The organism is Prevotella intermedia ATCC 25611 = DSM 20706, assembly GCF_001953955.1.
In the GTDB taxonomy this organism is placed as follows: domain Bacteria; phylum Bacteroidota; class Bacteroidia; order Bacteroidales; family Bacteroidaceae; genus Prevotella; species Prevotella intermedia.
In genome coordinates this window covers 561,762-586,030 of the sequence record NZ_CP019301.1, presented here as the reverse complement: position 1 = coordinate 586,030, position 24,269 = coordinate 561,762, and the positions used below count along the sequence as shown (strand labels likewise).

Here is a 24,269-nt window from a genome sequence, read left to right as displayed (position 1 = left end):
TACAAAGGTATATAAAATTGTACTGACCTCCAAATCTTTGTACCATAAATATTTAGAGATTTTACTGCTACACTTTCCAGTGCAAGGTGCAAGCCCCTATATATAAGGGGACTTGCACCTTGCACTGGAGGGATTTTGGCTGTAACAGAGAAATGGAATTTCAACACTTCCCAATATAATTCACAATATATAGTCAATTTATATATATAGATGCCCTTTGCATCCGCCACCAAACGAAAAATTGCATCTGGTGCATGACGACTTGCAGAGGGTACATAAACTTGCGTGTGACGGGTTGCTCGTGCCAAGATGTTTCTATAACTTTATGTTTATGAAAGAGTTACTGGAATTTCTTCGAAATGAGAGATTGAACAAACATCTAAAACAGGCGTATCTAGCTGAGAAATTGGGAGTTGATGAAAGCACAATATCCCGATGGGAGTCTGGTCAGATTACAATGGACTTTCTCCAAATAGTAAACTATGCGACTGTTTTGGAGATAGATGTTTATGAGATGTTTGCATATCTCGCAAGCAATGGACAAGATCTTCCAAGACCTATTGCAGAAGTACACGTTGAGGTGTATACAAAAGAAGCCTACAACTCTCTTATGCAATACCTTGCGAATTCTGGGATGGATATAACAATTAAAAGCACCAAGTTGAAAAGATGGAAATAATTGCAGTAGAAAGCCAAGCCTATCAGGAACTGATAGACAGGCTCAACCGAATAGAGCAGTATGTTGAACGCACCTCCCGTCTTATCCAGGATATAGATGACGAGCTGGAAATGACCACCAAAGACCTTATTGGGACTCTGAATGTTTCAGAGTCCACCCTTTACCGCTGGCGCAAGAAACAGTTGGTGCGTTACCGCTACACGGAGGGCGGCGATGTGCGTTATTTTTTCAAATCAATAATTATTGCCGTGAAATGTAACCGGCTCCGTGTCTCAGGGATGAGGAATGACGAGGTTCTCGGACGACTCAACCGCTTCAAGGATAATCTTATCATGAGTTCTTGCCTTAATCCTAAAAATAGATAAAGTATGATAGATAAAGAACAAATACTTTTGCTTACACAAGGAGGGTTGAACGTCTTCTCCCATTTCCTTGGTTTTGAGGTGAACCTTCATCGCAACTTCCGCAGTCCTTTCTATGATGACAAGCGGGCTTCATGCCACATCTTTTATGACAGGAAGAGTTCATCCTATAAGTTCTATGATCATGGTGATACCACCTATTCAGGGGACTGTTTCTGGTTTGTGGCAACCATGCGTGGATTAAACCTAAAAACTGATTTTCCCGAAGTTTTGAAAGTCATCATCCAAGAACTTGGATTATATTCTTTGTATGGCGGTGAGGAGTATTACAGACATGCCGCACCAACTTATAAAAGTCCGGTTATCTCTGGCCCTAAGACTGACATTACCAAGAATACCGAAGAACGTTCATACAGTTTTGAGATACAGCCTTTTGACGATGGATTGCTGAACTATTGGGCGCATTATGGCATCCAGGAGGATACCCTCCGCCTTTTTCGGGTACGAAGTCTTAAACGGTATGAAAGCGTATCTGCTGAAGGCAAGAAGTTTGAACTTTATGGATCACCTACGGAACCTATGTTTGCCTATATCGGAAATAGCTATGTCAAGATATACCGCCCTCACAGTCCGAAAATCCGCTTTCTCTATGGCGGACGGATGCCTGCCACTTATTGCTTCGGTATGGAGCAGATTCCCACAAAAGGCGACATGCTCTTCATTACAGGCGGGGAAAAGGATGTGCTCTCATTGTATGCACACGGCTTTAATGCCATCTGCTTCAACAGTGAAACGGCACAGATACCGACAAGCATCATTGAGAGCCTTCAGCTTCGCTTCCGGCACATCATACTTCTGTATGATGCCGACGAGACAGGTGTACGTGAGAGTCACAGGCAAGCAGAACTTCTGGCGGAATACAAGGTATTGAACCTTTCACTTCCACTAAGTGGCACGAAGTCTGAAAAAGACATTTCTGATTTCTTTGCCTTGGGTAATGGAGCGAAAGAACTGAAAGAACTGCTTGCCAAGATGTTTACAGACCTATACAGCCAAACTATGATGATGCTTCGCTCCTGTGAGATAGATTACGAGAATCCACCTGACATTTCCAAGTCGGTGGTGGCAGTAAACGGTGTGCCACTCGGCACGCAGGATAATCTGTTCTGCATCACCGGAGGCGAAGGTACGGGCAAGAGTAACTATGTAGGTGCGATTCTTGCCGGAGCATTGGGAGAAGAACGCCTGCCAATAGAGAAAACATTGGGATTGGAGATTACCGCCAACCCCAAAGGCTTGGCAGTCCTGCACTATGACACGGAACAGTCCGAGGCACAGCTGCACAAGAACTTGGGTAAGACATTGCGTAGGGCTTCTTTGACGGCAGTACCGGAGTTTTGCCATTCCCTGTATCTTGCCTCTCTGTCCCGCAAGGACAGGCTGAAGCTTATCCGCGAGAGTATGGACTTGTTCCATCACAGGCATGGAGGCATCCATCTTGTGGTGATTGACGGAATAGCCGACTTGATACGTTCCGCCAACGATGAAACGGAAAGTATTGCCATTGTGGACGAGCTTTATCGCTTGGCGGGGATTTATAATACCTGTATCATCTGCGTGCTACACTTCGTACCGAATGGTATCAAACTTCGTGGTCATATAGGCTCGGAACTGCAACGCAAGGCGGCCGGTATTCTCTCCATTGAGAAAGACGATAATCCCGAATACTCGGTGGTGAAGGCATTGAAAGTCCGTGACGGAAGTCCGCTGGACGTACCGATGATGCTTTTCGGCTGGGACAAGGGTGAGGATATGCACGTCTATCGTGGTGAGAAGTCCAAGGAGGACAAGGAAAAGCGCAAGACTGATGAACTCATTGCCGTTGTCAAAGAATCCTTCCGAAATTCTTTCAAGCTCACTTACCAAGAACTTTGTGAGGTTCTGATGCGCGAAATGGAAATCAAGGACAGAACTGCAAAGAAATATATTGCCTATATGAAAGAGCAGCGTATTTTGATACAAGATACAAGTGGGAATTATCAAAAAGGAGAATTATGTCGTACTTAGATTACAATACAGAAGATACATGGCAAAAACGCCTGTTTGACAAGTTGATGAATGTCGAGGATAAACTTGACCAATTACTTGTCCTGCAAGAGCAATCTGTCGATACGACTGTCCGTCCACCTCTAAAACCGGAATATCTGGACATCATAGATGTATCCAAGATACTCAAAGTAGAACAAAAGACTATCTATAACTGGGTGTGGGCTGGAAAAATTCCTTATCTTAAAGCCAATGGTAGGTTACTTTTCCTTCGGGAAGAGATAGATGAAATGGTACGGAAGCGAGATGGTTGGTAATTGATTTCCTGATTAGATTATTTTTGTTGTGTAAATGCAAGTGTTTACACAACAAAATAATTACCTTTACAAGTAAAAAGTTGGTTGCGGATTTACCGCACACAAAGATAACAGTACTCGCTTATTTCTTTGATAAGGAATTTACCATATATTGTTTGAAACTATTGAACCGATAAAGATAGCGTTGCGGACAAAAATTATTTGTAATTTCTACATTTGATGCTACTTTTAATGGAAAATTCATCGCTTACAATGATTTTTTCGGCATTTTCCTTGCACATTCAAAAAAAAGCAGTAATTTTGCAGTCAATATGACCTCCCACGCTTCTCATCAGAACAGCGCACCCGGGGAGGTCTTCGAGTTTATATACGGTTATGAGGTACGAAAAGAAGCCCATAGACACATCTGAGCAGGTTAAAAAGCTATGCGATCGAGGACTTAATATTGGAGACGAAAAACTTGCGTCCCAATATCTTTATAACATAAGTTATTATAGATTACGAGCATACACATACCCTTTTCAAAATAACGGGGAAGGTGCTAATCACGAATTTCTGAGAAAGGACATTTCTTTTCAAGATGTGATAGACCTTTATTGTTTTGATAGGCGTTTACGCTCTTTAATCTTCAATGCCATTGAAAAAATCGAGGTGGCATTAAGAACAAGAATCGCCTTAACTTATTCCGTTGATGAAAATGACGCCTTTTGGTTTCTCAATCATAAGTTATACTTTCAGCACGATAAGTTTATCGCATTGACACGCAACGAGATTATAGATGATAAACCTGTTGTAGGGGATTTAATGAAAGAGGTCAAGCGAAGTAATGAGGAATTTATAGCTCATTATTATCAAAAGTATAGCGAACCTGCTTTTCCGCCAGCGTGGATGACCTTAGAGGTTGTTTCTATGGGAACATTGAGTAAGTTGTTTTTTGCTTTGGACAAGAATAATCCTTCTAGTAAAACAATTTGCAGAGATTTGGGACTATACAATGTCGATATTCTGAAGAATTGGATGCACGGTTTATCGTCTTTACGCAATACTTGTGCCCATCATAGTCGTGTATGGAATCGCCGCTTTACAATAGGCTTGAAGTTTCCTTATAGAACGAATTATCCTTTCTTGTCAAAGCAAGAAGCTGCAACGATAAGGGACAATAAGTTGTTTGCCTACTTATCTGTAATTTTGTATTTGCAGCAAATAATCAGTCCTGATAGCTCATTTAGAAAGAGTTTGCTCACCCTATTGGACAAATCTCCCAAATTGGTAGTTTTGAAAGACATGGGCTTTCCTGAAAAATGGAGAGAATACTCTTTGTGGAAATAATATAATACGATGGTGTATCAATTATGACACACCATCGCTATTTATCTCAGTCTGGATTTTACAATATATCCCTTACTTTCTTCTTGTTTGTTTCTATTATTCATAGAACTTGAATAAATTACCCCCTCCTCTTCCTTTTTAGTATTTGGGCTATTACTACTATTTTGTCTTAAATACTCGGGCTGGTCATTTTCGTTTGATTTTTCATTTTCTTCATTTGGTTCGTTCAATGTAAGTGCAATCTTTCTGTCCAGCTCCGCAGCTTCACTTTTAAGTGAGCGAAGCTCGTCTTCTTTCTTCCAAGAACTGTTTGCAATGTTGGTGTAAACGTCTTTGTTGGCCACAACCTTTGCCATTTCCTTCTCGTGCGATTCTATCACCTTTGGAATACGTTCCAAGGCATTGACGAAGTTCTGACAGGCAAGTTTAGGGTCAGTTGCCAACTTACCATTATTATAGGTATAGTAGATACTCTCCTGTCCTTTCACAAAGAAACGGTTCACCGAACAGTCGAACAAATCCTTGGAAGTGCTCTCTGTCTTGACCATGATGGAAAAGCCGTATATCTCACCGATTTTGTTGTACTCGCCCTTGGTTCGTGCCTTCTCGTCTATTTCTTGTAAACGTGCAGCGATGACTTTGATGTCGGTGTTGTCTTCCACACCCTTGATTGTCACTTTATTGATGGGCTGTCCATCGGCATCACGCTCTACACGCTGCTCAAATAGAGTGAGGTCAGCCTGTGCCTCCTTGATTTTGTCTGTATGGAAGGACACGGAACTCTCAATCTCTACCAGCTTGCCCGTTGCGGCATCACGCTCACGGAGGAAGTTCTTGCGCTCTGATTCCAAGGTGGTAATCTTCTTGTCAAGTCTTGCTTTTTCCAAAAGGTCGGTATTACCCGAAAGTACGGCCACGTACTCCGAGAAGTTCATGCCGCTGTCCTCGTCCATTGAACCCTCGTCAATGGTACGACTGCCAAGCTGGTTACTTTTTAGCTGATTGATGAAGAGTTGCTTGTTATGCAAAAGGTTGAACTTATAACTGTCCAAGGAACGTTCCACGGCATAGATAATCACATCGACCTTGTTGTCGGCAAACTCCTTGGCAACAAGGTTTCCTTTACGGATGGCACGCCCGTTACGCTGTTCCAGATCCGACGGTCGCCACGGCGTGTCAAGTTGATGGACCGCTACTGCCCGCTGCTGTGCGTTCACACCTGTGCCCAACATGGATGTAGAACCGAAGATAATGCGAATATCACCACGGTTCATCGCATCCACCATCGCTTTCTTGGCTTTCTCATTCTTGCATTCCTGAATGAAACGTATTTCATAGGATGGAATATGATAATCCTCTACCAACTTTCTCTTGATTTCCGAATAGATGTTGAACTCTCCGCCAGGCTTGTAAGTACCTAAATCAGAGAACACGAACTGTGTTCCTTTCTGTGCGTCGAACTTCTTGTAATAGTCATTGAGTAGTTTCGCACAGTGGCTTGCCTTGTTGTCGATATGGTCTGAGTAACTATTTTCATCTATCATGCGTAAATCAAGGCTCATCTTGCGGGCATAATCGGTAGCTAAGAATTAAGGGAAACAAAGGGAAATACAGGGAATGTAACTATTTGAAATAGTATTATTTAGCTTTTTCTTGCTATTTTGAGGGTAAGCGAAAACGAGCATTAAACGGCAGGAGTTCCGTTACCAAATCGTAACCCATCAGGGAAAAAGCAAAAAGGGGTTACGAATTGAAGCTAAACAACTGTTTCATAGGTTTTTATTCATCATCTTTCATTTTTCTGCATCGCTCAGGAATACTTGTTCATCTGTACCTTTGCAAACAAAGGAAATTTAGAAAAAACGACAGAAAAATGAAAGAAAACAAACTCAAAGTATCGTTCTTCGTTCAGGCGAAACGAACCGACAAGAGAGGACTTGTGCCTGTCATCGGGCGAATCTCCGTTGGCAGAACCCATTCGGGCTTCTCCACCAAGTGTAAGACTCCGATTGCTCTTTGGGACAGCCGCAAGCAACGGCTCATCGGTAAGAGCAGCATGGCTGTGTCCGTCAATCAGAAACTCGGTGAATGCACCGCACTCATCCACGCACGCTTTCATGAACTCTGTGAAAGAGAAGATTCTTTTACCGCCACAGACGTGAGGGATGCCTATCAGGGGCAAATCCACCGTCAGGCCTTGCTCTTGGAGAGTTTTGGGGAGTATCTCACACAGACAAAGGAACGTGTCGGTATCGACCGAGCCTTAAAGACGTTCAAACTCCGTACCTACCAACTCTCCCTGCTTCGTGAGTATGTGCAGAAGAAGCACAGGGTAAGCGACGTTCCCCTTTCACAGTTGGACAAAGCCTTTATCGAGGGCTTCGAGTATTATCTCACTATTGACCGCAAACTGAAACGCAGCAGCATATCGAGTACCTTGTCTACTTTGCAGACCATCGTCCGCATGGCGGTGAAGAAAGGTGTGCTGGACTTCTATCCGTTCTTGGGCTACAGTTACGAGCGACCAAAAGGCGAACCAAGAAGCATTACGTAGGAAGAACTTGAGCGCATCATCGAGTTGAAGATTGAATGGGAGAACTATCGTATTGTCCGTGATTTGTTCGTCTTCTCCTGCTTTTCAGGGCTTGCCATCTCCGATGTCCGCAATCTGAGAGAGGAAAACATTGTCTTGGAAGAAGGCGAACTCTGCATCAAGGGCAGACGAATGAAGACCAAGACCCCGTATCGTGTACAAGTACTTCCCCCTGCTTGGGCGATAATGGAGCGGTACAGGGGAAAGCGTGCAGGCTTTGTCTTTGACGTGCCGACCACCGACATTATCCTCAATGGCATGCACCACATACAGCGAAATATCGGTATGGAAACTCCGCTGACCTTTCACATGGCAAGACACACCTTTGCATCGCTTATCACGCTTTCGGCAGGTGTACCTATTGAAACGGTGAGCCGTATGCTCGGACACACCAACCTGAGAACAACACAGGTATATGCAGCTGTTTCCTCCGAAAGAATACATAGGGATATGCAGATAGTGCAGCAGCGAATACAAGATACATTCACCCTAAAACTTTGACATCATGGCACGAAGTACATTCAAGACACTCTTTTATATTAATCGCTCCAAAGAGAAAAAGAACGGCAAATGCCCGATTATGGGGCGCATCACCATAGACGGAGAACAGGTACAATACAGCACGGGAAAGGAAATCGCTCCCGAACTTTGGGACAGTCGTAAGGGACGGTGCAAAGGTATAGGCGAAGAAACAAAGGAAATCAACCGCTACTTGCAAACCAAAGAGGAACAAGCCAAAGGCAAATACCAAGAATTGGTTTGGCAACGTGGCTATATCACCGCCGAGTTACTGAAGCGTGAACTCATGGAAGAAGACAAGCCCAAAGGTTTTCTTTTGGAGGAAGCCCAACTATTTATTGAGGAAAAGCGTCCTTGTGTGGGAATAACGGTAGCCAAACCGACCTTTGCCAACTACATCTATGCCACACAACTCATTGAGGCTTATTTGCGTGAACGCTTGGGGCTGGAGGATATTCGCTACTCATCGCTTGACTATGGTTTTATCGAAGGGATGGACTTCTACCTTAAATCAGAGCGCAACCTTTCTCTTGCCACTATTCAGGTAGCGGTCATCTTCCTTAGAAAACTCATCGGCATAGGTCAGCAGAAGAAGTATATCCGCATCGATCCGTTTGCAGACTACAAAGCAGAACTTCCACACCGCACAAGGCGTTATCTCACTACAGAGGAGCTGCAACGAGTATTACAAACGCCCATCATTGACAGGCAATTTGAGCGAGCAAGGCAACTATTCCTTTTCTGTGCCTTCACCGGTTTGGCTCGTGTGGACATGCAACGGCTCAAACCGAAGCATATCATCTATAATGCTGACGGCACAGAGGAAATCCGCATCAAAAGGCAGAAAACAGACGTGGAAGCCATCATTCCACTCCTGCCCATTGCCAAGCAAATCCTTTCGCTTTATATCAAGGATAAGAAAGCGGACGACTTGATATTCCCCAATCTCACAATAAGGAAAGCATCCTTTGCATGTGTGAACATCGGGCAGATATGCCAGATAGATAAGGGCTTGACCTTTCACATGGCTCGCCACACATTCTCAACCACGATATGCCTATCCAACGGCATATCAATGGAAACGCTCAGCAAAATGCTCGGACACAGCAATATCGGCACGACACAAATCTACGGAAAGATAACCGACCACAAGATACAGGAGGATATGACTGCACTCACTGACAGGGAGCATTCTGTATTTGAGGGTTATTGTGAGTCGATAGCACGGCAGAACGTTCCATTGCAACAAGCATAAAAAGGAAGTAATTACCAAACATTTATTATTCACGATTGAAAACCAAACGATTATGAAAGAGAACAACAAACAGGAACTTTCCTACTTTCGGTTGAAATTAAGAAGTTATATGAGTGAGCATCACCCCGAAAGATTGCACGACACGGAGTTTATCACCGCTCGGGCTGATATGGCTCTTACCACCTACTGCGATGCTGTAGTGCAGGGATTCACGCACCCCGAAGCGGAGAGCATAGCAAGTGAGGTATTGTGTCAAGGTTTGCACTTTTCCAAGTACGACACGCTTGTTTCTGTCTTGGAGAACGAGTTTGAGAGGGAACTGCCTGCACCACTCCCTGAGAAGCTTGCACCCATATTGTTGTCGAACAAGGCTGTTCAAGCCACATTCGACAAGTTCGGTTTGACGGACACATTTGCCGCAAGCGGACAATACGACCGTCTTTACACCGAACTCACAGGCACGATAGTGCTGCTCATTGAGAGCAATAATCTGCCAACGGTCAGACTGACGGAGGAAGCAAGTCCGAAGGCGTTGTAAGCAAAGGCACACTCAAAGCCCCTGAAGCCGTTTCTTATCGTGCAAAGGTACAACGGTAGCCTATCTGCCCTGACAAGGTCGAGTCCTGCGGATGGAGAGAAGAATCTCCACCGCAGGATTTTTCTTTTCAAGTTGGTATTGCCATTTTCAATAGCCGTGCGGTCGTATTCATCTCTCCCAACCTTGCAGGGCAGGACTGCCGTAGAGAGTATAGGCACGACAAGAATACGGCATACTCAGGCTCTTTAGACGCAAGGCGTAACAACCAACAACAGATAGGACTGACGATAATACGGACAATCTGTTGTTTGTACAATTTGTTGTCATGACTATCTGTTGTCAAAACTATATATCGTCAAAATAATCTATCGATAAAACTATCTATCGACACTTCGACATCTCGATTTGTCGAACTATCGAATTATCGATAAAATAACAAAATAATAAAAGGAAAGAACCGGCACCTCTTCTCATTACCGCAATCATACCATCTTATACAGAACATAAGAGCTTTTCAGCGACAGCTCCAAATCTGATAAGGAAAGCTACCAGTCTTTGCGCTTAAAGTTTATGAGCTTTCTATGAAAAGCTTATAAGCAATCTACAAAAAGCTTATAAGTAATCTGACAAAAGCTTATAAGTAATTCACAAAAAGCTTATAAGCTTTTTGCTAAAAGCTTAAGAGCTTTTGGGTGAAAGCTTAAGAGCTTTTCAAATTGACAGACTAACTTCTTTTCTCTTCCTTCTATTTCCCTGCTTTTCCTCATTTCTTGCAGCGGTGCTTCCGAGGGTTTACTTTTGCACTCAATAAGTACGGCAATGGACTGCATATTAGTTCGTTTGCCGAGTAACAATAAAGTAATCAAAACAAAATCAAGGAAATGAAACTCATTATCATCGACCGCAAAGCGTGGGAGCGGCACAGCTCCGACTTTGCAGACTTTATTCATCGTATCGAACAACTCATCGGCAATCCGCCCAAGACCGAGCAATGGCTCGACAACGAAGCCGTATGCCGCAGGCTCGGCATCAGCAAACGCACCCTGCAATCCTATCGCGACACGGGTAAAATACCCTTCTCCATCATTGGGCATAAATGCTATTATAACGTGAGTTCGATATAAGAAAGTTGTTTTAAAAGTTGTAGGAGTGGAGTATTTTTTGTACCTTTATACTTGTAAATAAAAGAGTTACAAACAAATACCCACTCCTATGACTGATACAAATTTAATAGAAATATTCTGTATATTCGACGATTTTTGCAAGTATTTTACTCCTGAGTTGAAAAAACATACGCTTCAGGTACCCGGCAAGCGGCACCGTAACCGTGCTTCCCGTATGTCGGACAGTGAAATCATGACCATTCTGGTTCTGTTCCACACCCACCGTTTCCGAGACCTAAAGTCCTTCTATCTGGGCTATATCTGCCAGCATATGCGTGGAGACTTCCCACATCGGATTTCCTACAACCGCTTCGTCGAGCGGCAGGCACAGGTCGCACTGCACCTGTTGCTGTTTCTCCAGACATGTGCACTGGGCAAGTGTTCAGGCATATCCATCATTGATTTCACACCACTGGCTTCCTGCCACATCAAGCGTGAGCGGCAGCACAGGACCATGAGGGGCTGGGCGGCAAAGGGAAAGTGCACCATGGGCTGGTTCTATGGCTTCAAGCTACATCTTGTCATCAATGACAAGGGAGAGATTATCCAGTGGAAGCTCACGCCAGGCAACGTAGATGACAGGGAGCCATTGAAGGATAAACGCTTCACCGAGAGGTTGTTTGGAAAACTCTTTGCAGACAGGGGATATATCAGTCAGAACCTCTTTGAGATGCTCTTTGTGGACAATATACATTTGGTGACCAAGATAAAGAAGAACATGAAGAACTCACTGATGAGCCTGTATGATAAGTTGTTGCTCAGAAAACGTTCTGTCATTGAGACAGTGAACGATGAACTGAAGAATGTGTGTCAGATAGAACACACCAGACATCGCTCTTTTGATAACTTTGCAACAAATCTGATAGCAGGACTCATTGCATACAATCTGTTGCCAAAGAAGCCAGAAATGAACATAGAGATAATTGATAAAAGCAGGATAATTGCATAGAGCTTATATCGAACTCACGTTATTATAAGGAGAGCGATATCGCAGAGTTACTGAATGCAAACAATGAATGAAATCAAACACAGAATGAACTATGACAGAGAACGAAATCATTACGCAGGAAGACCCTCAGATGCAGTCGTTTTCACAACTGATGGAAGGAATATTGAAGAAATTGGAGCGGTATTGCGCTACCGCCCGTCCGATGCTGGGCGGAGAGGTTTACCTCACTGGCGAGGAGGTTTGCAGCCAATTACGGCTCAGCACACGTACGCTCCAAGAGTACAGAAATGCAGGAATACTTCCTTTCTACAAAATCGGAGGGAAGATACTTTACAAACAGAGCGACATACAAGCCATGCTTGAAAGACACTATTACCCAATACCCAAGAAAACATGACAAATATGGATGAAAAGAGAAGAGCCATTTTAGAACAAGCCATCAGGGATATGGGAAATTATGGCGTTAAACTCCGCAAGCCCGAAGAATTGCCTGATTTTGACCAGCCTGTAGATTATGAGGAGGAAAAGAAAAGGTTTGAGCCTGTTCAAGTGGAAGAGCTGGAAACAAGGGAGAGCCACGAGGAAATTTCCCAAACAGCATGCCAAGAGGCAGATTTGTCCTCAACGGAAAGGATACCTTCTGCCGAAGGAACTCACCAACGATTGGGAAAATCCAAATGCAGAGAGCGTTTAGCGGAGTTTCAAGGGAAATACCTCCAACCACTTCATATCAGCCACCGCAAAGCCGTGTATGTATCTGAGGAAACCCAAAAGAGGCTGGACTATGTGGTGCGAAAAATCGGTGAGCATGGAGCAAGCATTTCGGGGTATGTGGAGCAGGTGCTTCGAGAACACCTTGACCACTACAAAGATGATGTGGAAACATGGCGGAAGCTCTGAAGTACTGCATTCCTCGAATGCAAGCCTACGCTGAGTTACTGTATTCAGTGAATGCAGTAACACGGCATGGGCTTATAATCCCATTTTCTACATCAGCAAGGTGTGTCTTTGTGACACAAACTGCCGTTTGTACCACAAAGACCCTTGCCCCAAAAGGGGGATTAAATCACTCCAAAGTCGTGATTAGAAGAGCAAAAATAAGAGAATATGGCAAGCGATAAATCAAGGAAAAGAGTAGCGAAAAAGTATGGTGATATGCCCGATAAGTGGGACGATTGGCACGTCCGTTTACCAGACCCGAAAGACCAAATACGAGTGATAGACCTCTATCAGAAGTCAGGCTCAATGTCCAAGTCCGAGTTTGTGCGTGCAAGGTTATTGGGCGAGCAGTTCAAGGTGATAACGGTGGACAAGTCCGCCGTGGAGTACCACCGCAAGCTCTCTGAACTTACAGCCCAAGTACATAAAATTGGGGTGAACTACAATCAGGTGGTACGACTAATGCGCCTTTATACGGCAGAGAAAAGCATACAGGCATTGTTGTGGGAGCTTATCGGTTTGACACAAGAACTCACTGCCTTGCAAGAAAAAGCAGTGAGTTTAACCATTGACTATCGAGAGAAATAAGGAATGTGCGATGGAATTATATGTCCCCAAGCATTTTTTGCAGCAGATTGCCCGATGTTCGTGTTATTTGGAAGTCTATGGTTTGGTTTTCTACTGTTTTTATGTCGGCTGGCTTGAAACGGCAAAGGGCTTCCTGACGCTCCAATGTGTCACGGACGGAAGAAAGGTCCTGTATCTGCCCGGCAAACGTTCTATAGGGAGATTGCAGATAAATCATTTGTCCGTTTACATTGTCGGGGCGTTTATTCTCGAACTTTAATAAGATGGTTATATCTGTGCTGTCCGCTGGTGTTGCGGTTGTTGCTCCGTGTACGGTAGCCGTTCCCGAATATACTTGTTTATAGGGTAGGAAATAGGCTACAGCAAAAAGACAAAGCAACACCATTCCGATGGCGGTAATGCCATAACGGATAAGCGAGGAGGGTATCTGTCCCACGATACTGCGAACTTTTTCGCTACGCAGTTCAAAGCTCCGTTCTGGTTTCTTTTCTTCTTTCATATTAGTTGCCAAGTTCTAATTGATTCTTTACTAAGGCAAAATATTTACCACGTTTAGCAGTCAGTTCCTCGTGTGTACCTACCTCTACAATTTTACCTTCATCCAATACTACAATTTGGTCAGCATCGCGAACAGTGGAAAGACGATGTGCCACTACTACAACTGTTTTTCCCTTGTAGAACTCCGAGAGGTTTTCTGTAATGGCTCGTTCATTGTTGGCATCGAGGGCATTGGTCGCTTCATCCAAGAAGACGAACATTGGATTCTTATAGACTACCCTTGCTATCAAAATGCGTTGCCGTTGTCCCTGACTAATGCCCTGTCCGTCCTGTCCTATCATCGTGTTGTAAGCCAAAGGAAGGGCTTCGATGTAGTCTGCGATGTTTGCTACACGGGCAGCATGACGAATACGTTCGATGTCGGGTTCATCGTCAGATATTGCGATGTTTCTCGCAATGGTATCGGAGAAGAGATATCCCTCCTGCATCACCGCACCGCATTGGCTTCGCCACCAGCCGAGGTTGTATTCACTCAAATTGGCATTGCCTATCTCGATGTTTCCATTCAGTGGCTCATAGAATCCCAAAAGGAGTTTTACGAGCGTTGTCTTTCCGCTTCCACTCGCTCCCACGATTGCCGTTACCTTGCCGTTGGGAATAGAGAGATTGATGTCGGAGAGAATATCTTTCGGACTGTAGATTTCATATTTGAAGGATAGGTCTTTTATCGTGAGGGAATGTCCTTCGGTGGTCTTGTCCGTATAGGCGGTACGTGTCCGTTCGACATTTTCCTCGTTGGTCTCGGTGTGGATTTCGTTCATGCGGTCAAGGCTGATGCTTACGTCTTGCCAGGAGTAGATAAACTGAATAAGTTGTTCCACAGGGCTGTTGAGCTGTCCGATGATGTACTGTACCGCCATCATCATACCGAGTGTCATATTTCCGTGTATTACGGCTGTGGCTGCAAGTACGGTAATGAGGATGTTCTTCACCTCGTTGATGGTGATGCTGCCCGCCTGCTGTACCTGTTGCAGATTGAGGGATTGCAGGTTCACCTTGAACAGGTCGGCTTGCACGTCCTCCCATTCCCAACGTTTGCGCTGTTCGCACCCCTGCAGTTTGATTTCCTGCATACCGCCTATGAGTTGGTAGGTGACGTTGCGGTTGCGCCCTGCCTGCTCGAAGTATTTGTAATCGAGCTGTCTGCGCTTTTTGAGAAAAAGGATAACCCAACCTGCATATAGGATTGTGCCGATGAGGAAGACGGCAAAGATTCCGAGGTTATAAACAGCCAAAATTCCCCCAAACACTAAGAAGGTAAAGAATGAAAAAAGTAGGCTCAGGCTACTTGATGTAAGAAATTGTTCTACTCTCCTATGGTCTTCGATACGTTGCAAGATATCACCCATTTGCTTAGTATCAAAGAACTTCATTGGTAATTTCATCAATTTTATAAAAAAATCAGAAACTAATGAAATGTTGATACGGGTTGAAATATGCAGAAGTATCTTGGAACGAATAAATTCATTAGTTGTTCGACTGAACAATAGCATAAGTTCTGCTAATAGAACAAGCCAGATAAAATTTATATCTTTCCCTCCAATTCCCATATCTACAATAGTTTGAGTAAGAAACGGAAAGATTAACTGTAAAAGCGAACCTATTAAAAGACTAATGATTAGCTGAAGAAAATAATATTTATATTTTCCAATATACTTATATAAGAATTTCAGATTCTTTGAATCCCCTTCTTGTACCATGTTATTATTATAAAAGGTGGGAGTAGGTTCAACAGATAGTATAACTCCACAAGGAATACCATTGTTTTCTGTACTTGCCCAATGTCGCTTAAAACTATCTATATCGTATTCGAGCATTCCTTTCCCTGGATCTGCAACAACAACCCCTCTTTTTTTATATTTACATAAGATGACAAAATGATTCTGATCCCAGTGTAGGATACAGGGATTTTTATAAGTCTTTAGTATATCAAGAGATACTATTTTCCCATTACATTTTAATCCTATTTTTTTTGCTAGTTCACTAATATCATACATAGAAACTCCACCTTTTGAACTTTCTAAGCTCTTTGATATTTGTTGTAGAGAATATTTTTGCCATAGAAATGGCATAACATTACTAAGCATGCTGCTCCACATTGCATAGCGTCATGTTGCTTTATAAAAACAAAACCTGCCATTCTTATTTTGTTAATGAAATAGTAAAAAGCAACTCTCTTCCTCTCATGTGATAACTGTAAGCGTAGGTATTCATCATGTTAAAAATGGTGTAACTATAATACTGTTGATTGAAAATATTTCTCATATCAATACTGAAACGAAATGCTTTGTGTCTGTAACTGACCCCTGCATCGAAGATAGCCATAGTCTTGGTAAGATCTTGATACATTTCCTTTGTTGAAATATCTGCCATTGCCTTGAATTGCAGATTTGTTACAGGCTGTAATACCAAGTTGATATCATGTGTTTGCGACAAGAAAGATTTTGACACGTTTTGTACCTTTGTAAAGTTCTTTGAAAAGCTATAAGTATAATATAACTCCATAAAAGAAACAGGTTTGAATGAAACAGATGGAGCAACATTTAGACTGTTCCACGAATAGCTGTAAATCATACTGTTTTGCATCATCAAGCTCTTGCTGTGCATATAAATTCCGTACAGCGAAAACTTGGTGTTGATAGCTTTTACCTGTTTTGTAATATTGAAATAGGTATTAATATTGTCAGTGCCGTTAGGACTTAGTACCGGACATTCCTTAATCAATGTTTGCGACACATTCTGCGCCGACAATAAATTGTTATGCTGATGTGTGTAGCCTATACCAAAATTAAAAAAAAACATTTCTATTGGATATTTTAAATCGTAAATAGCATTGAGCATAACACTCCTATTTTCACTCAAGATCCCTAAACTGTACCTTTGATAGTTCAGACTGGTTTGTATCGGTGCTGTTATAAAATCAGCCAAATCACCTATCTTGTTTGCAAAAGCCCCTTGAAGCCTTATCGTAGCTCTTGGTGTAACATTGTATAGAAAATAAAATGAAGGATTAATTACAAAGCTCCATTTCTGCTTCTTTAATGGAGTTGTTCCCTCGTTTTCAAAATCGATTCTTGTTGTAGCCAATGATACGCTTGCTTTGAAATTATATTTCCGTTGTGGGTGGGTATATTCATATTGTGGAGAGAATGAAAAATCTAATTCATTTCCCTTCACGAGGTTAAAGCCTGAATAGTCATCTGTTATCAAAGCTGAATTAACCCTATCGCTACGATATTGGAATGAAAGAGGAAAATAAAATCGTGAGGCTCTTCTTTCATAAGTGGCAGAAATAGTTTCCTGATTCGTAAACTGTTTGCTGTCTGCACTTTGCAGAAAAGAGGCTACTCCTACGTCTGAAACACGAATAGTGCCATTAGGCATAGTAGTATAATTGAGAAGAGAAGAAAGACTCCAGCGAAACTTATTTGTTTTCCAACGTATGGAAAGATTGTTGGAAAACCCTAGATCGTGATATTTCTCATTTTGAAAGACCGAATTGCTATTGTTTTCAACTGTTGGCAATTCCGATTTTACGAACAAAGCCACTGATGAAAACCGATTGGTGATATATCGTTTATCGCTATTGTCCTTGTATTCGATAGTCAGGGTCGGCTTGTGAAGTGTGAAGGCAGGTTGGTATTGATAATCTTGCACTAATTCGTCCAAACCATTACCAAAAAACATCTTATGATTGTAAGCATAGTTGCATTGGGAATAAGCATAGCCTACATTTGTTCTTAACGACTTGTTTTCCGACAGTTTGTTGAGTAGATTGAAACTAACGGAATAATCTTTGGGATAGATATACCTTTCTCTTTTGAGTGGTGCACTAGAAGAAGATAAGTTGCCCAATAGTTTTACACCGAAAGATTCTAACTGGTCGTTTAGAAAATGATTGATATTTTCATCGGTAGCAAACTCCCTTATGTTCCCTATCTTAAATGTTCCCAAAAGTTGCATACGCGATTTGAAGAGCATACCAGCTCCATTAGTTTGGTAAAGTCCTTCATTACTGCCTAAACCTCCAATGGCTTCATATGTCCCGACTGGTTTAAACTTGGCGTGCTTTGAAAGTTTTATATTTATTGCCACATCATCAGATAGCACGTCTTTGTCCATTTTGGCATCTTTATGATTATTCAACACCTGCACAGATGTAACGTAGTCTGCTGGGATATTGTTTGTGGCTACATTATATTGTCCACCAAGAAGATCCATTCCCTCAATGTAAAAATTGGAAATATCCTTTCCTAGATATTTTATACTTCCCGAACTAGTTACTTCTATACCGGGCAATCGCTTCATTGCATCTCTAAGCGTGTAATCGCCCTTCCCTGCGAAAGAACTCAACCGATAGGAAAGTGTATCGCCGCGCTGAATTATTTGTGGAGCCTTTACAACAACTTCCCTTAACTGCGTCTTTTTTTCAAGTAAAGTAATGTTCTTTTTTGTTTCTTTACTATCTATTACTAGCTTGGTTTTCTCAAACGAGATATGTCCGATAGAAAGTAGCACCTGCGTTTTAGAACTATTGTAGCTTAAAGCATAGCTTCCCTTCTCATTGGTAAAGCTATAGGCAATGGGCTTGTTATTTTCTAAAATCTGCACATTGGCATTGCTTATTGGCATACCATTAGAGTCCGACACAATTCCAGTCAACGTATAGTTTTTTTGAGCTTGTGCTTGCATCCAAACGAAAAGACAGAGAATATAAAGGAGTAATCTTTTCATCATTATTTAATCTCTAAAGGCACATAGCCATTTGTCCGTAGGCGTACTTGTACCCCATTGATAAAAACAGAGTTGCTTCCACCGTCGCCTTTTTCCACTCTCATGTCCGTAATGCTCTCAGTAGGGATGTTGGCTATCGGGTTTTCTTCAAAGTGATTTTTTGCCTTGATAAATTTTTCACGGCTGGTAGTAATGCTATTAGATATTTTAGGCGCAGTGATTGGCGTAGTACCTTGTCTAAACGTAATAGCTTTAAAGCGGTGGATTTTCTCGGTATCACAAGCATACATTATCAGTCCAGGCAATCCACCAAACTTCCAAGGTCCGAATTGGGATGGAATTTCTGATGAGAACCAGACATTCCAAGTACGTCCGCCATACTCTCCTACCGCTTTATTACATAGATAGCCGCATATAGTATCGATCTCTTCGGTAACTTGCCATGAAATACCGTTCACCCCCTCTTGATAATAATAAAGACTTGGAGGGATAACACTATACACGGAGATTGATTTGTCTGCTACATTTACAAAGGTAGTTTGGTCAAAGTAGTAGGCTGTTTTCACCACGCGCTCTTCTGCTTTCTTTACCTGCTCTTCGGTTGCTTGTCCTGTCTGCATCAAAGAGTCTAACTGAAAAGTAGCATAGTCGACAAACTTAGCGTGAATAGCATCAAACTGCAATATCGTTGTAAAAGTTTCTGTTTCGGCATTCGCTGTTTTTACAGTGTATTCGTAAATACATTCATAATTATTATTTGTTTTCTGAGCGAAAACTTGTAAAGGAATGAGTAAAAAGAGGACTAAATAATTCTGTTTCATAACTAACATGCATTAATAATATCTGATATCGTTATTCCTGATGGAAGTTTTTCTCCATTTAGGATATATGTAGGAGTTTCTCCTATATGATTATTTTTAAACCATTTATAATGTGATAATATTATATAATTTTTTGTGCTATCTTTGCTCTTATTTTTTTTGCAATAATGTTTTATAAACTTTTCTCTTCCAAAATAAAACCAATCAAAAATAAGTTTATCAATAGGAAGAGTAGGAGTATGAAGTGATAATAAAATACTAAAATCATATTTTTGCTCTTTTGACCAGCAAGCTACCACAAATTTCGTTTTAACAGTTCGGCTAAGTTTTAATAAATTATAAGATTTAATGAATTCAACTCCACAAGAGTGACAATGTAGATTGATAACTATGGTTAAGTTGTTACTGGCACATTCCATTCCAAGTTCAATATCATGAGGAGCTTCGTCATAGATAGGTCCTTGTCGCTTATCATTTAACTTTTGCTTTATTAATTTTGTTTTACAGACATTTAAATTATATGTGTTCTCAAAGAGGGCAACAATATTTTCATAATATGGTCTATATAATGTTTCTATTAGAAGCAATAAGAACATAAAAATAACCGCTATCGCTATAACATCTATGAATCTTATACATCCTCCAAAAGTAAACTCTAAATTATAAAGAGCAAGAAATAAGACTAATATTTGAATAATTGTACAATAAGGGCATATTTTTTTTATCCATATCCACTGATAAAAAATGCTCCATAAACTAAATGGTATTGCTAAAATATAATATACAGAAAGTTCTGGATATAAAGTAGGAAAGAGCAGTGATACGACTATAGCTGTTCCAAAATATGAGATTCCTATATCTGATAAGTCTATCTTAAATATATTCTTTTTCGGTAAGTTACATTGAAATATATTTAAGATAGAACAGATATTAGGTTTCTCAAATGGAATAAAAGACTTATTGAAGAGTGTAATAGACGCATGGCATGCTATGATATTTACTCCAATATTTATTAACGTTTTTATTGAAAAGATAACTGAATGTTGCGCTGCTACTAAAATTAAAGTTAAAATAAAGAAAACAAAAAAAAGTACGACTTTCTCAAATGCACGTTTCCTGTTTTTTTGATAAAAAGGCTCAATTGCTGTTTCTGTTTTTTTTAGTTGTAATACAACTCCGTTCCATTGATTTATAAACTTTGTTCGCGATAGCCTCTTTTTACGAAAACCATCATGAATTAATACATCTGAGTATGTAAAATTTTCAATTAAAACGAACTTATAGTCAGTTAAATATGAAAGGTATGGAAGTTCTTGTTTGTCTATAGAATCTAAACTATCGATTTTTTTTGCATTTATTTTAATCCCATAATAAGATAATATCCTTGCATACCCTAATAGATTATCCCTATCAGGGTGAGTCCAAAAAATTCCTCTCAAATTCTTATTTGTAAAGGGTACTTTCAGTAGTCTAAGAATATAAGCTATTAATGTCACTTTTGAATTTCTTTTATTACAACATTCTTGCACAAGTCAAAGGCATTATTTTCTACTTCCACCTTTGGGGGTAGGATAACTAATCTTAATGAAATGCAACCAATAAAAGCTTGTATCCCTATCTTTTGAATAGATGCAGGTAAGGAAATTTCATCCAAACTTAAACAACGTGCAAAAGCATATTTCTCTATAGTTTGCAGAGAATTGGGAAGTTTTATTTTTTTTAATCCTTTACAACCTGCAAAAGTGCGTTCTTTTATTTCTATGATAGAATCGGGCAATACCAATTCCTGTATGCTTTCACACAATGTGAATGCCTTACCCCCTATATAAGTAACAGTATTTGGTATTTTTGAAATTGTAATCCTGCAACAATCCCAAAATGCCCCATATTCTATCCTTTTAAGATTTGGGGGCAGTGAGTCTAAACGTAAATTTTCGCACATATTAAAAGAATTTTGTCCAATAATTCTCAGAGAATTTGGCAGATATATATGATGTAGATTTTTACAAGTATCAAAAGCTCTTCCTTTGATTATTTCCACCCCTTCGGGAAGTATGACCGTTTTAATGTAATCGTTAAAAACAAAACAGCAATTTCCTATAGCCTTAACCTGTTTTAAATTATCTTCTTTAGTTAAATCCACTATACTATCTTTTCTTTCCCATTTTACAAGTTCAAGAACCCCTGCAGAGTCCGAGACCTCATATCCAAGTTTAGAGGTCTGACCTTTGACAAATTCAAGTGAGAAAAAAAATAACAAAAGGACTATAAATATTTTTTTCATAAAATGTATAAATTGAAAAAAACACGAAAACTGGTCAAAATTTAGTACTGACCAGTTTTCGTTACCTTGTCATTAACCCATTCCTGCAAACTCTAAGCATTCTTTAACGGAAGAAACTTGTTTTGTGCGTGTTGAACCATCTGTCTCTCTTACTGTGCATGGAAAACTTGCTTCACTTGCAAGGTTATTACTTGTTAAATTTTCTGCACTTCCACCACGAATTGCACGCAAATCTTCGGGTTGCAAACATAAGTTTTCGGATTGTTTTTTGAATACTTTCATACTATTAATTTTTAGATAGACTCGAATATTATACATTCTCATTGATTCGCCGAGTCTGTTAACCGAAACAACAAGCTTTTATTTTTTCTATAAAATAGAACCATTTAATCAATTCTTTTTTTATTCTAATTATATTTTGCATATATATATATATATATTGTTTATAACAAGAAAAATCAGTATTATTTTTAAAAAAAATGTATTTTATGAGTATTTGCGGTATATTTGTAGTATCGTTTACTATTTACACATTATTTATAGTCTATATGGATACAAAATTAATTTCATTAAAAGATTTTGAAATTTCTCCTAACGAGAATGTCATTGAACGTAGCCAAAACTTCCAAAGTTATATAGACCAGATGGATCAGTTCGGCTGCAAGAGCTATTGGGTCATGGGAAGAACGGGAGTAAGTGCCACGATGCAAATCGAAGGGTTTGACGGTGAGGTATCTGCATATATTTCCAACGATTATTTGGGAATGTCTCAAAATCCAGATACGAAAAAGGCAGGCATCAACGCTGTATTGAAGTACGGTACGGGAGCAAGTGCCGCCCAAGCTATCGGCGGGTATCTTGACATCCATCAGGAGTTGGAATGCGGGATTGCGGAATTTGTCGGACAGGAAGATGCCATTCTTTTCTCATCCGGCTTTGGAGCCAATGCGGGACTGCTTCGTGCAATTTTAGGAAAGAATGACATTGCATATATTGATTCCTATATCCATACCAGTGCTGCTAGCAGACTGATTGGGACAAACGTAAAGCATATCGGACACAACGATACCGATTACCTTGACATGATCCTTAAACGTGAAAGAGGGAAATACCAGACCCGATTGGTCATCATTGATGGGGTCTATTCCCAGAATGGAGATTTATCAAAACTCCCGGAGTACATTGCGGTCTGCAAGAAACACGACTGTCTTCTTATGATGGATGACGCTCACGGCATCGGGGTTATGGGGGAAAACGGCAGGGGAACGGCAGAATATTATAATTGCTTGGGACAGGTCGATATTATCACAGGAACTTTCAGTAAATCCTTCGGGTGCGTCGGTGGTTTCGTTGCCGCGTCAGAAAAACTGATTCAGTATCTGAGATATTATGCTGACAGTAATGTCTTTTCCGCAGCAATGACTCCACAGGTTGCAGCATCTTCATTAAAGGCTTTGGAACTTATACAGACATGTCCTGAAATTCGCAAGAAGTTGTGGGCTAATGTCAATTATCTGCGCGAACGACTGACAGAGGAAGGCTTTGATATAGGCTGCTCGGTATCAGCCATATTTCCTATTATGGTAAGAGACAATAGAAAAGTATATGAAATAGCACGTGAATTACAAAAAAGATGTATCTTTGTAAGCGGTATCACATATCCTGCGGTAAGAACCAAAGAAGCACGGCTTAGAGTTAGTGTATTGGCTTCTCACGAGATAGAACAGTTAGAGCAATTAGTGACTGCTCTTTTGGAAATCAGAAAATCAATTCCTTTTTAGATGGCAGAAGAAGAAAATAAACCCAAAAGATACAGAAGGACAAACGTCGATATACAGGCAGACATTATCAAGGCAGCAGAAAGTCTGATTAAGAAAAAAGGCTTTGCATCAATGCTGGTGACAGAGCTTATCAAGAAAGCCAGAATAGAGCCGCTTGTGTTCTATAACAGATATGACAATCTTAGCAAATTTTATGATGAATTCGTTAAGAGGTATGACTATTGGTTTAAGGATGTGCTCACTGGTGTTCAATTTCCTACAGATTCAGAATTGGGCTATATCAGTATTTTCAAGGATGTACAGAAAGCACTTCAAGATAAATCAGTGATGTTGGAACTGTTACGCTGGGAGATTGCTGAAGGAAATGAGACCACAGTCCGTACGGCCATGCTCAGAGAAATGCACACTTTACCTCTTGTCAATATCTATGAGGAGAAATTCAAGGACACTGGTATTGATATATCCGCCATATCATCCCTGATAATCGGTGGCATTTATTACCTCAACCTTCACAGAGAGCGTTCCAAATTCTCAGACATTGACTTGAATACGGAGCAAGGGCAGCAACGCATCGAAAAAGCCTTGGATACATTTGGTAAAATGATTTTCCATTTTCACGAACAGGTCAATTATAAGAGAGAAATCGCCAAACGTCTTAAGGAAAAAGGAATAAGTGATGAGATTATAAAAGAGTGCCTGATTTAATGAATACTTTTCATAATATCGCAGATGTGTCAAAACTAAGATATTACTGTCACAGTCTTACAATCTAAAACTAAACCTCTCTTAAAGACAATGAAAAGAGGAAAGAGTC

The 24,269-nt window shown here is 40.8% G+C and carries 20 protein-coding genes and 3 pseudogenes; 15 read left to right on the top strand and 8 right to left on the bottom strand.

The annotated features are described in order from the left end of the window. Positions 1-331 precede the first annotated feature (331 nt). From BWX39_RS11180 to BWX39_RS11160, 5 genes are all read left to right on the top strand, one after another. Entirely contained in the window at positions 332-679 is a 348-nt protein-coding gene (locus tag BWX39_RS11180) for a helix-turn-helix domain-containing protein (protein ID WP_036860692.1), read from the top strand. Then, positions 670-1,044 (top strand): hypothetical protein, encoded by a 375-nt coding sequence (locus BWX39_RS11175; protein WP_028905804.1) that lies wholly within the window; start codon positions 670-672, stop codon positions 1,042-1,044. The genes BWX39_RS11180 and BWX39_RS11175 overlap by 10 nt, the downstream gene beginning before the upstream one ends. Positions 1,045-1,047: 3 nt before the next feature. After that, complete coding sequence (locus BWX39_RS11170; protein ID WP_028905803.1) at positions 1,048-3,108, top strand: bifunctional DNA primase/helicase; 2,061 nt, start codon at positions 1,048-1,050, stop codon at positions 3,106-3,108. Continuing rightward, a complete protein-coding gene (locus BWX39_RS11165; protein ID WP_028905802.1) occupies positions 3,096-3,404 on the top strand; it encodes a helix-turn-helix domain-containing protein in 309 nt (102 codons plus the stop codon). The genes BWX39_RS11170 and BWX39_RS11165 overlap by 13 nt, the downstream gene beginning before the upstream one ends. 375 nt (positions 3,405-3,779) lie before the next feature. After that, positions 3,780-4,733, top strand: a complete 954-nt coding sequence (locus BWX39_RS11160) for an Abi family protein (RefSeq protein WP_028905801.1) — start codon at positions 3,780-3,782, stop codon at positions 4,731-4,733. Between the two features lie 41 nt (positions 4,734-4,774). Here the strand turns inward: BWX39_RS11160 and BWX39_RS11155 are convergent. After that, positions 4,775-6,319 (bottom strand): annotated as a pseudogene (locus BWX39_RS11155) (helicase C-terminal domain-containing protein); the annotation flags it as partial. A 287-nt stretch (positions 6,320-6,606) separates the two neighbouring features. Here BWX39_RS11155 and BWX39_RS11150 point away from each other — a divergent pair. The 8 genes and pseudogenes from BWX39_RS11150 to BWX39_RS11110 all read left to right on the top strand — a co-directional run bounded on the left by BWX39_RS11150 (position 6,607) and on the right by BWX39_RS11110 (position 13,277). Beyond that, positions 6,607-7,827 (top strand): annotated as a pseudogene (locus BWX39_RS11150) (tyrosine-type recombinase/integrase). A 4-nt stretch (positions 7,828-7,831) separates the two neighbouring features. Further along, complete coding sequence (locus BWX39_RS11145; protein WP_023925217.1) at positions 7,832-9,100, top strand: site-specific integrase; 1,269 nt, start codon at positions 7,832-7,834, stop codon at positions 9,098-9,100. A gap of 52 nt (positions 9,101-9,152) precedes the next feature. After that, the gene (locus BWX39_RS11140; RefSeq protein WP_028905472.1) at positions 9,153-9,638 is read left to right on the top strand and encodes a DUF1896 domain-containing protein; all 486 of its coding nucleotides are present in this window, start codon (positions 9,153-9,155) and stop codon (positions 9,636-9,638) included. 881 nt (positions 9,639-10,519) lie between these two features. Further along, the gene (locus BWX39_RS11135) at positions 10,520-10,762 is read left to right on the top strand and encodes a helix-turn-helix domain-containing protein (protein ID WP_076123440.1); all 243 of its coding nucleotides are present in this window, start codon (positions 10,520-10,522) and stop codon (positions 10,760-10,762) included. An 88-nt stretch (positions 10,763-10,850) separates the two neighbouring features. Further along, entirely contained in the window at positions 10,851-11,750 is a 900-nt protein-coding gene (locus BWX39_RS11130) for an IS982 family transposase (RefSeq protein ID WP_076123438.1), read from the top strand. Between the two features lie 91 nt (positions 11,751-11,841). Beyond that, positions 11,842-12,147, top strand: coding sequence for a helix-turn-helix domain-containing protein (locus BWX39_RS11125; protein WP_028905799.1), 306 nt, complete (start codon positions 11,842-11,844; stop codon positions 12,145-12,147). After that, complete coding sequence (locus BWX39_RS11120; RefSeq protein ID WP_028905798.1) at positions 12,144-12,650, top strand: DUF3408 domain-containing protein; 507 nt, start codon at positions 12,144-12,146, stop codon at positions 12,648-12,650. The genes BWX39_RS11125 and BWX39_RS11120 overlap by 4 nt, the downstream gene beginning before the upstream one ends. A gap of 207 nt (positions 12,651-12,857) precedes the next feature. Further along, positions 12,858-13,277, top strand: a complete 420-nt coding sequence (locus BWX39_RS11110) for a plasmid mobilization protein (protein ID WP_028905797.1) — start codon at positions 12,858-12,860, stop codon at positions 13,275-13,277. Positions 13,278-13,293: 16 nt separating this feature from the next. On the opposite strand, the gene BWX39_RS11105 is transcribed toward BWX39_RS11110, so the two are convergent. From BWX39_RS11105 to BWX39_RS11075, 7 genes and pseudogenes are all read right to left on the bottom strand, one after another. Next, positions 13,294-13,776: a hypothetical protein gene (locus BWX39_RS11105; protein ID WP_028905796.1), complete on the bottom strand. Its 483-nt coding sequence runs from the start codon at positions 13,774-13,776 to the stop codon at positions 13,294-13,296. A gap of 1 nt (position 13,777) precedes the next feature. Next, a pseudogene (locus BWX39_RS11100) lies at positions 13,778-15,975 on the bottom strand (peptidase domain-containing ABC transporter). Between the two features lie 2 nt (positions 15,976-15,977). Next, the gene (locus tag BWX39_RS11095) at positions 15,978-18,572 is read right to left on the bottom strand and encodes a carboxypeptidase-like regulatory domain-containing protein (RefSeq protein ID WP_028905794.1); all 2,595 of its coding nucleotides are present in this window, start codon (positions 18,570-18,572) and stop codon (positions 15,978-15,980) included. Continuing rightward, the gene (locus BWX39_RS11090; protein ID WP_076123486.1) at positions 18,572-19,390 is read right to left on the bottom strand and encodes a GLPGLI family protein; all 819 of its coding nucleotides are present in this window, start codon (positions 19,388-19,390) and stop codon (positions 18,572-18,574) included. Before BWX39_RS11090 ends, BWX39_RS11095 begins: the two co-directional genes overlap by 1 nt. Positions 19,391-19,392: 2 nt before the next feature. Next, entirely contained in the window at positions 19,393-20,886 is a 1,494-nt protein-coding gene (locus BWX39_RS11085) for a cysteine peptidase family C39 domain-containing protein (RefSeq protein WP_028905792.1), read from the bottom strand. Beyond that, the gene (locus BWX39_RS11080; RefSeq protein WP_028905791.1) at positions 20,883-21,674 is read right to left on the bottom strand and encodes a leucine-rich repeat domain-containing protein; all 792 of its coding nucleotides are present in this window, start codon (positions 21,672-21,674) and stop codon (positions 20,883-20,885) included. Before BWX39_RS11080 ends, BWX39_RS11085 begins: the two co-directional genes overlap by 4 nt. A 72-nt stretch (positions 21,675-21,746) precedes the next feature. Continuing rightward, positions 21,747-21,956, bottom strand: coding sequence for a hypothetical protein (locus BWX39_RS11075; RefSeq protein WP_036860635.1), 210 nt, complete (start codon positions 21,954-21,956; stop codon positions 21,747-21,749). Positions 21,957-22,222: 266 nt separating this feature from the next. Here BWX39_RS11075 and BWX39_RS11070 point away from each other — a divergent pair, with 266 nt between their 5' ends. Together BWX39_RS11070 and BWX39_RS11065 are read left to right on the top strand one after the other, a co-directional pair. Beyond that, the gene (locus BWX39_RS11070) at positions 22,223-23,455 is read left to right on the top strand and encodes an aminotransferase class I/II-fold pyridoxal phosphate-dependent enzyme (protein WP_028905789.1); all 1,233 of its coding nucleotides are present in this window, start codon (positions 22,223-22,225) and stop codon (positions 23,453-23,455) included. Then, positions 23,456-24,160 carry a TetR/AcrR family transcriptional regulator gene (locus tag BWX39_RS11065; RefSeq protein WP_028905788.1) on the top strand — a complete coding sequence of 235 codons (705 nt, stop codon included), beginning with the start codon at positions 23,456-23,458 and terminating at the stop codon, positions 24,158-24,160. The last annotated feature ends 109 nt before the right edge of the window (positions 24,161-24,269 follow it).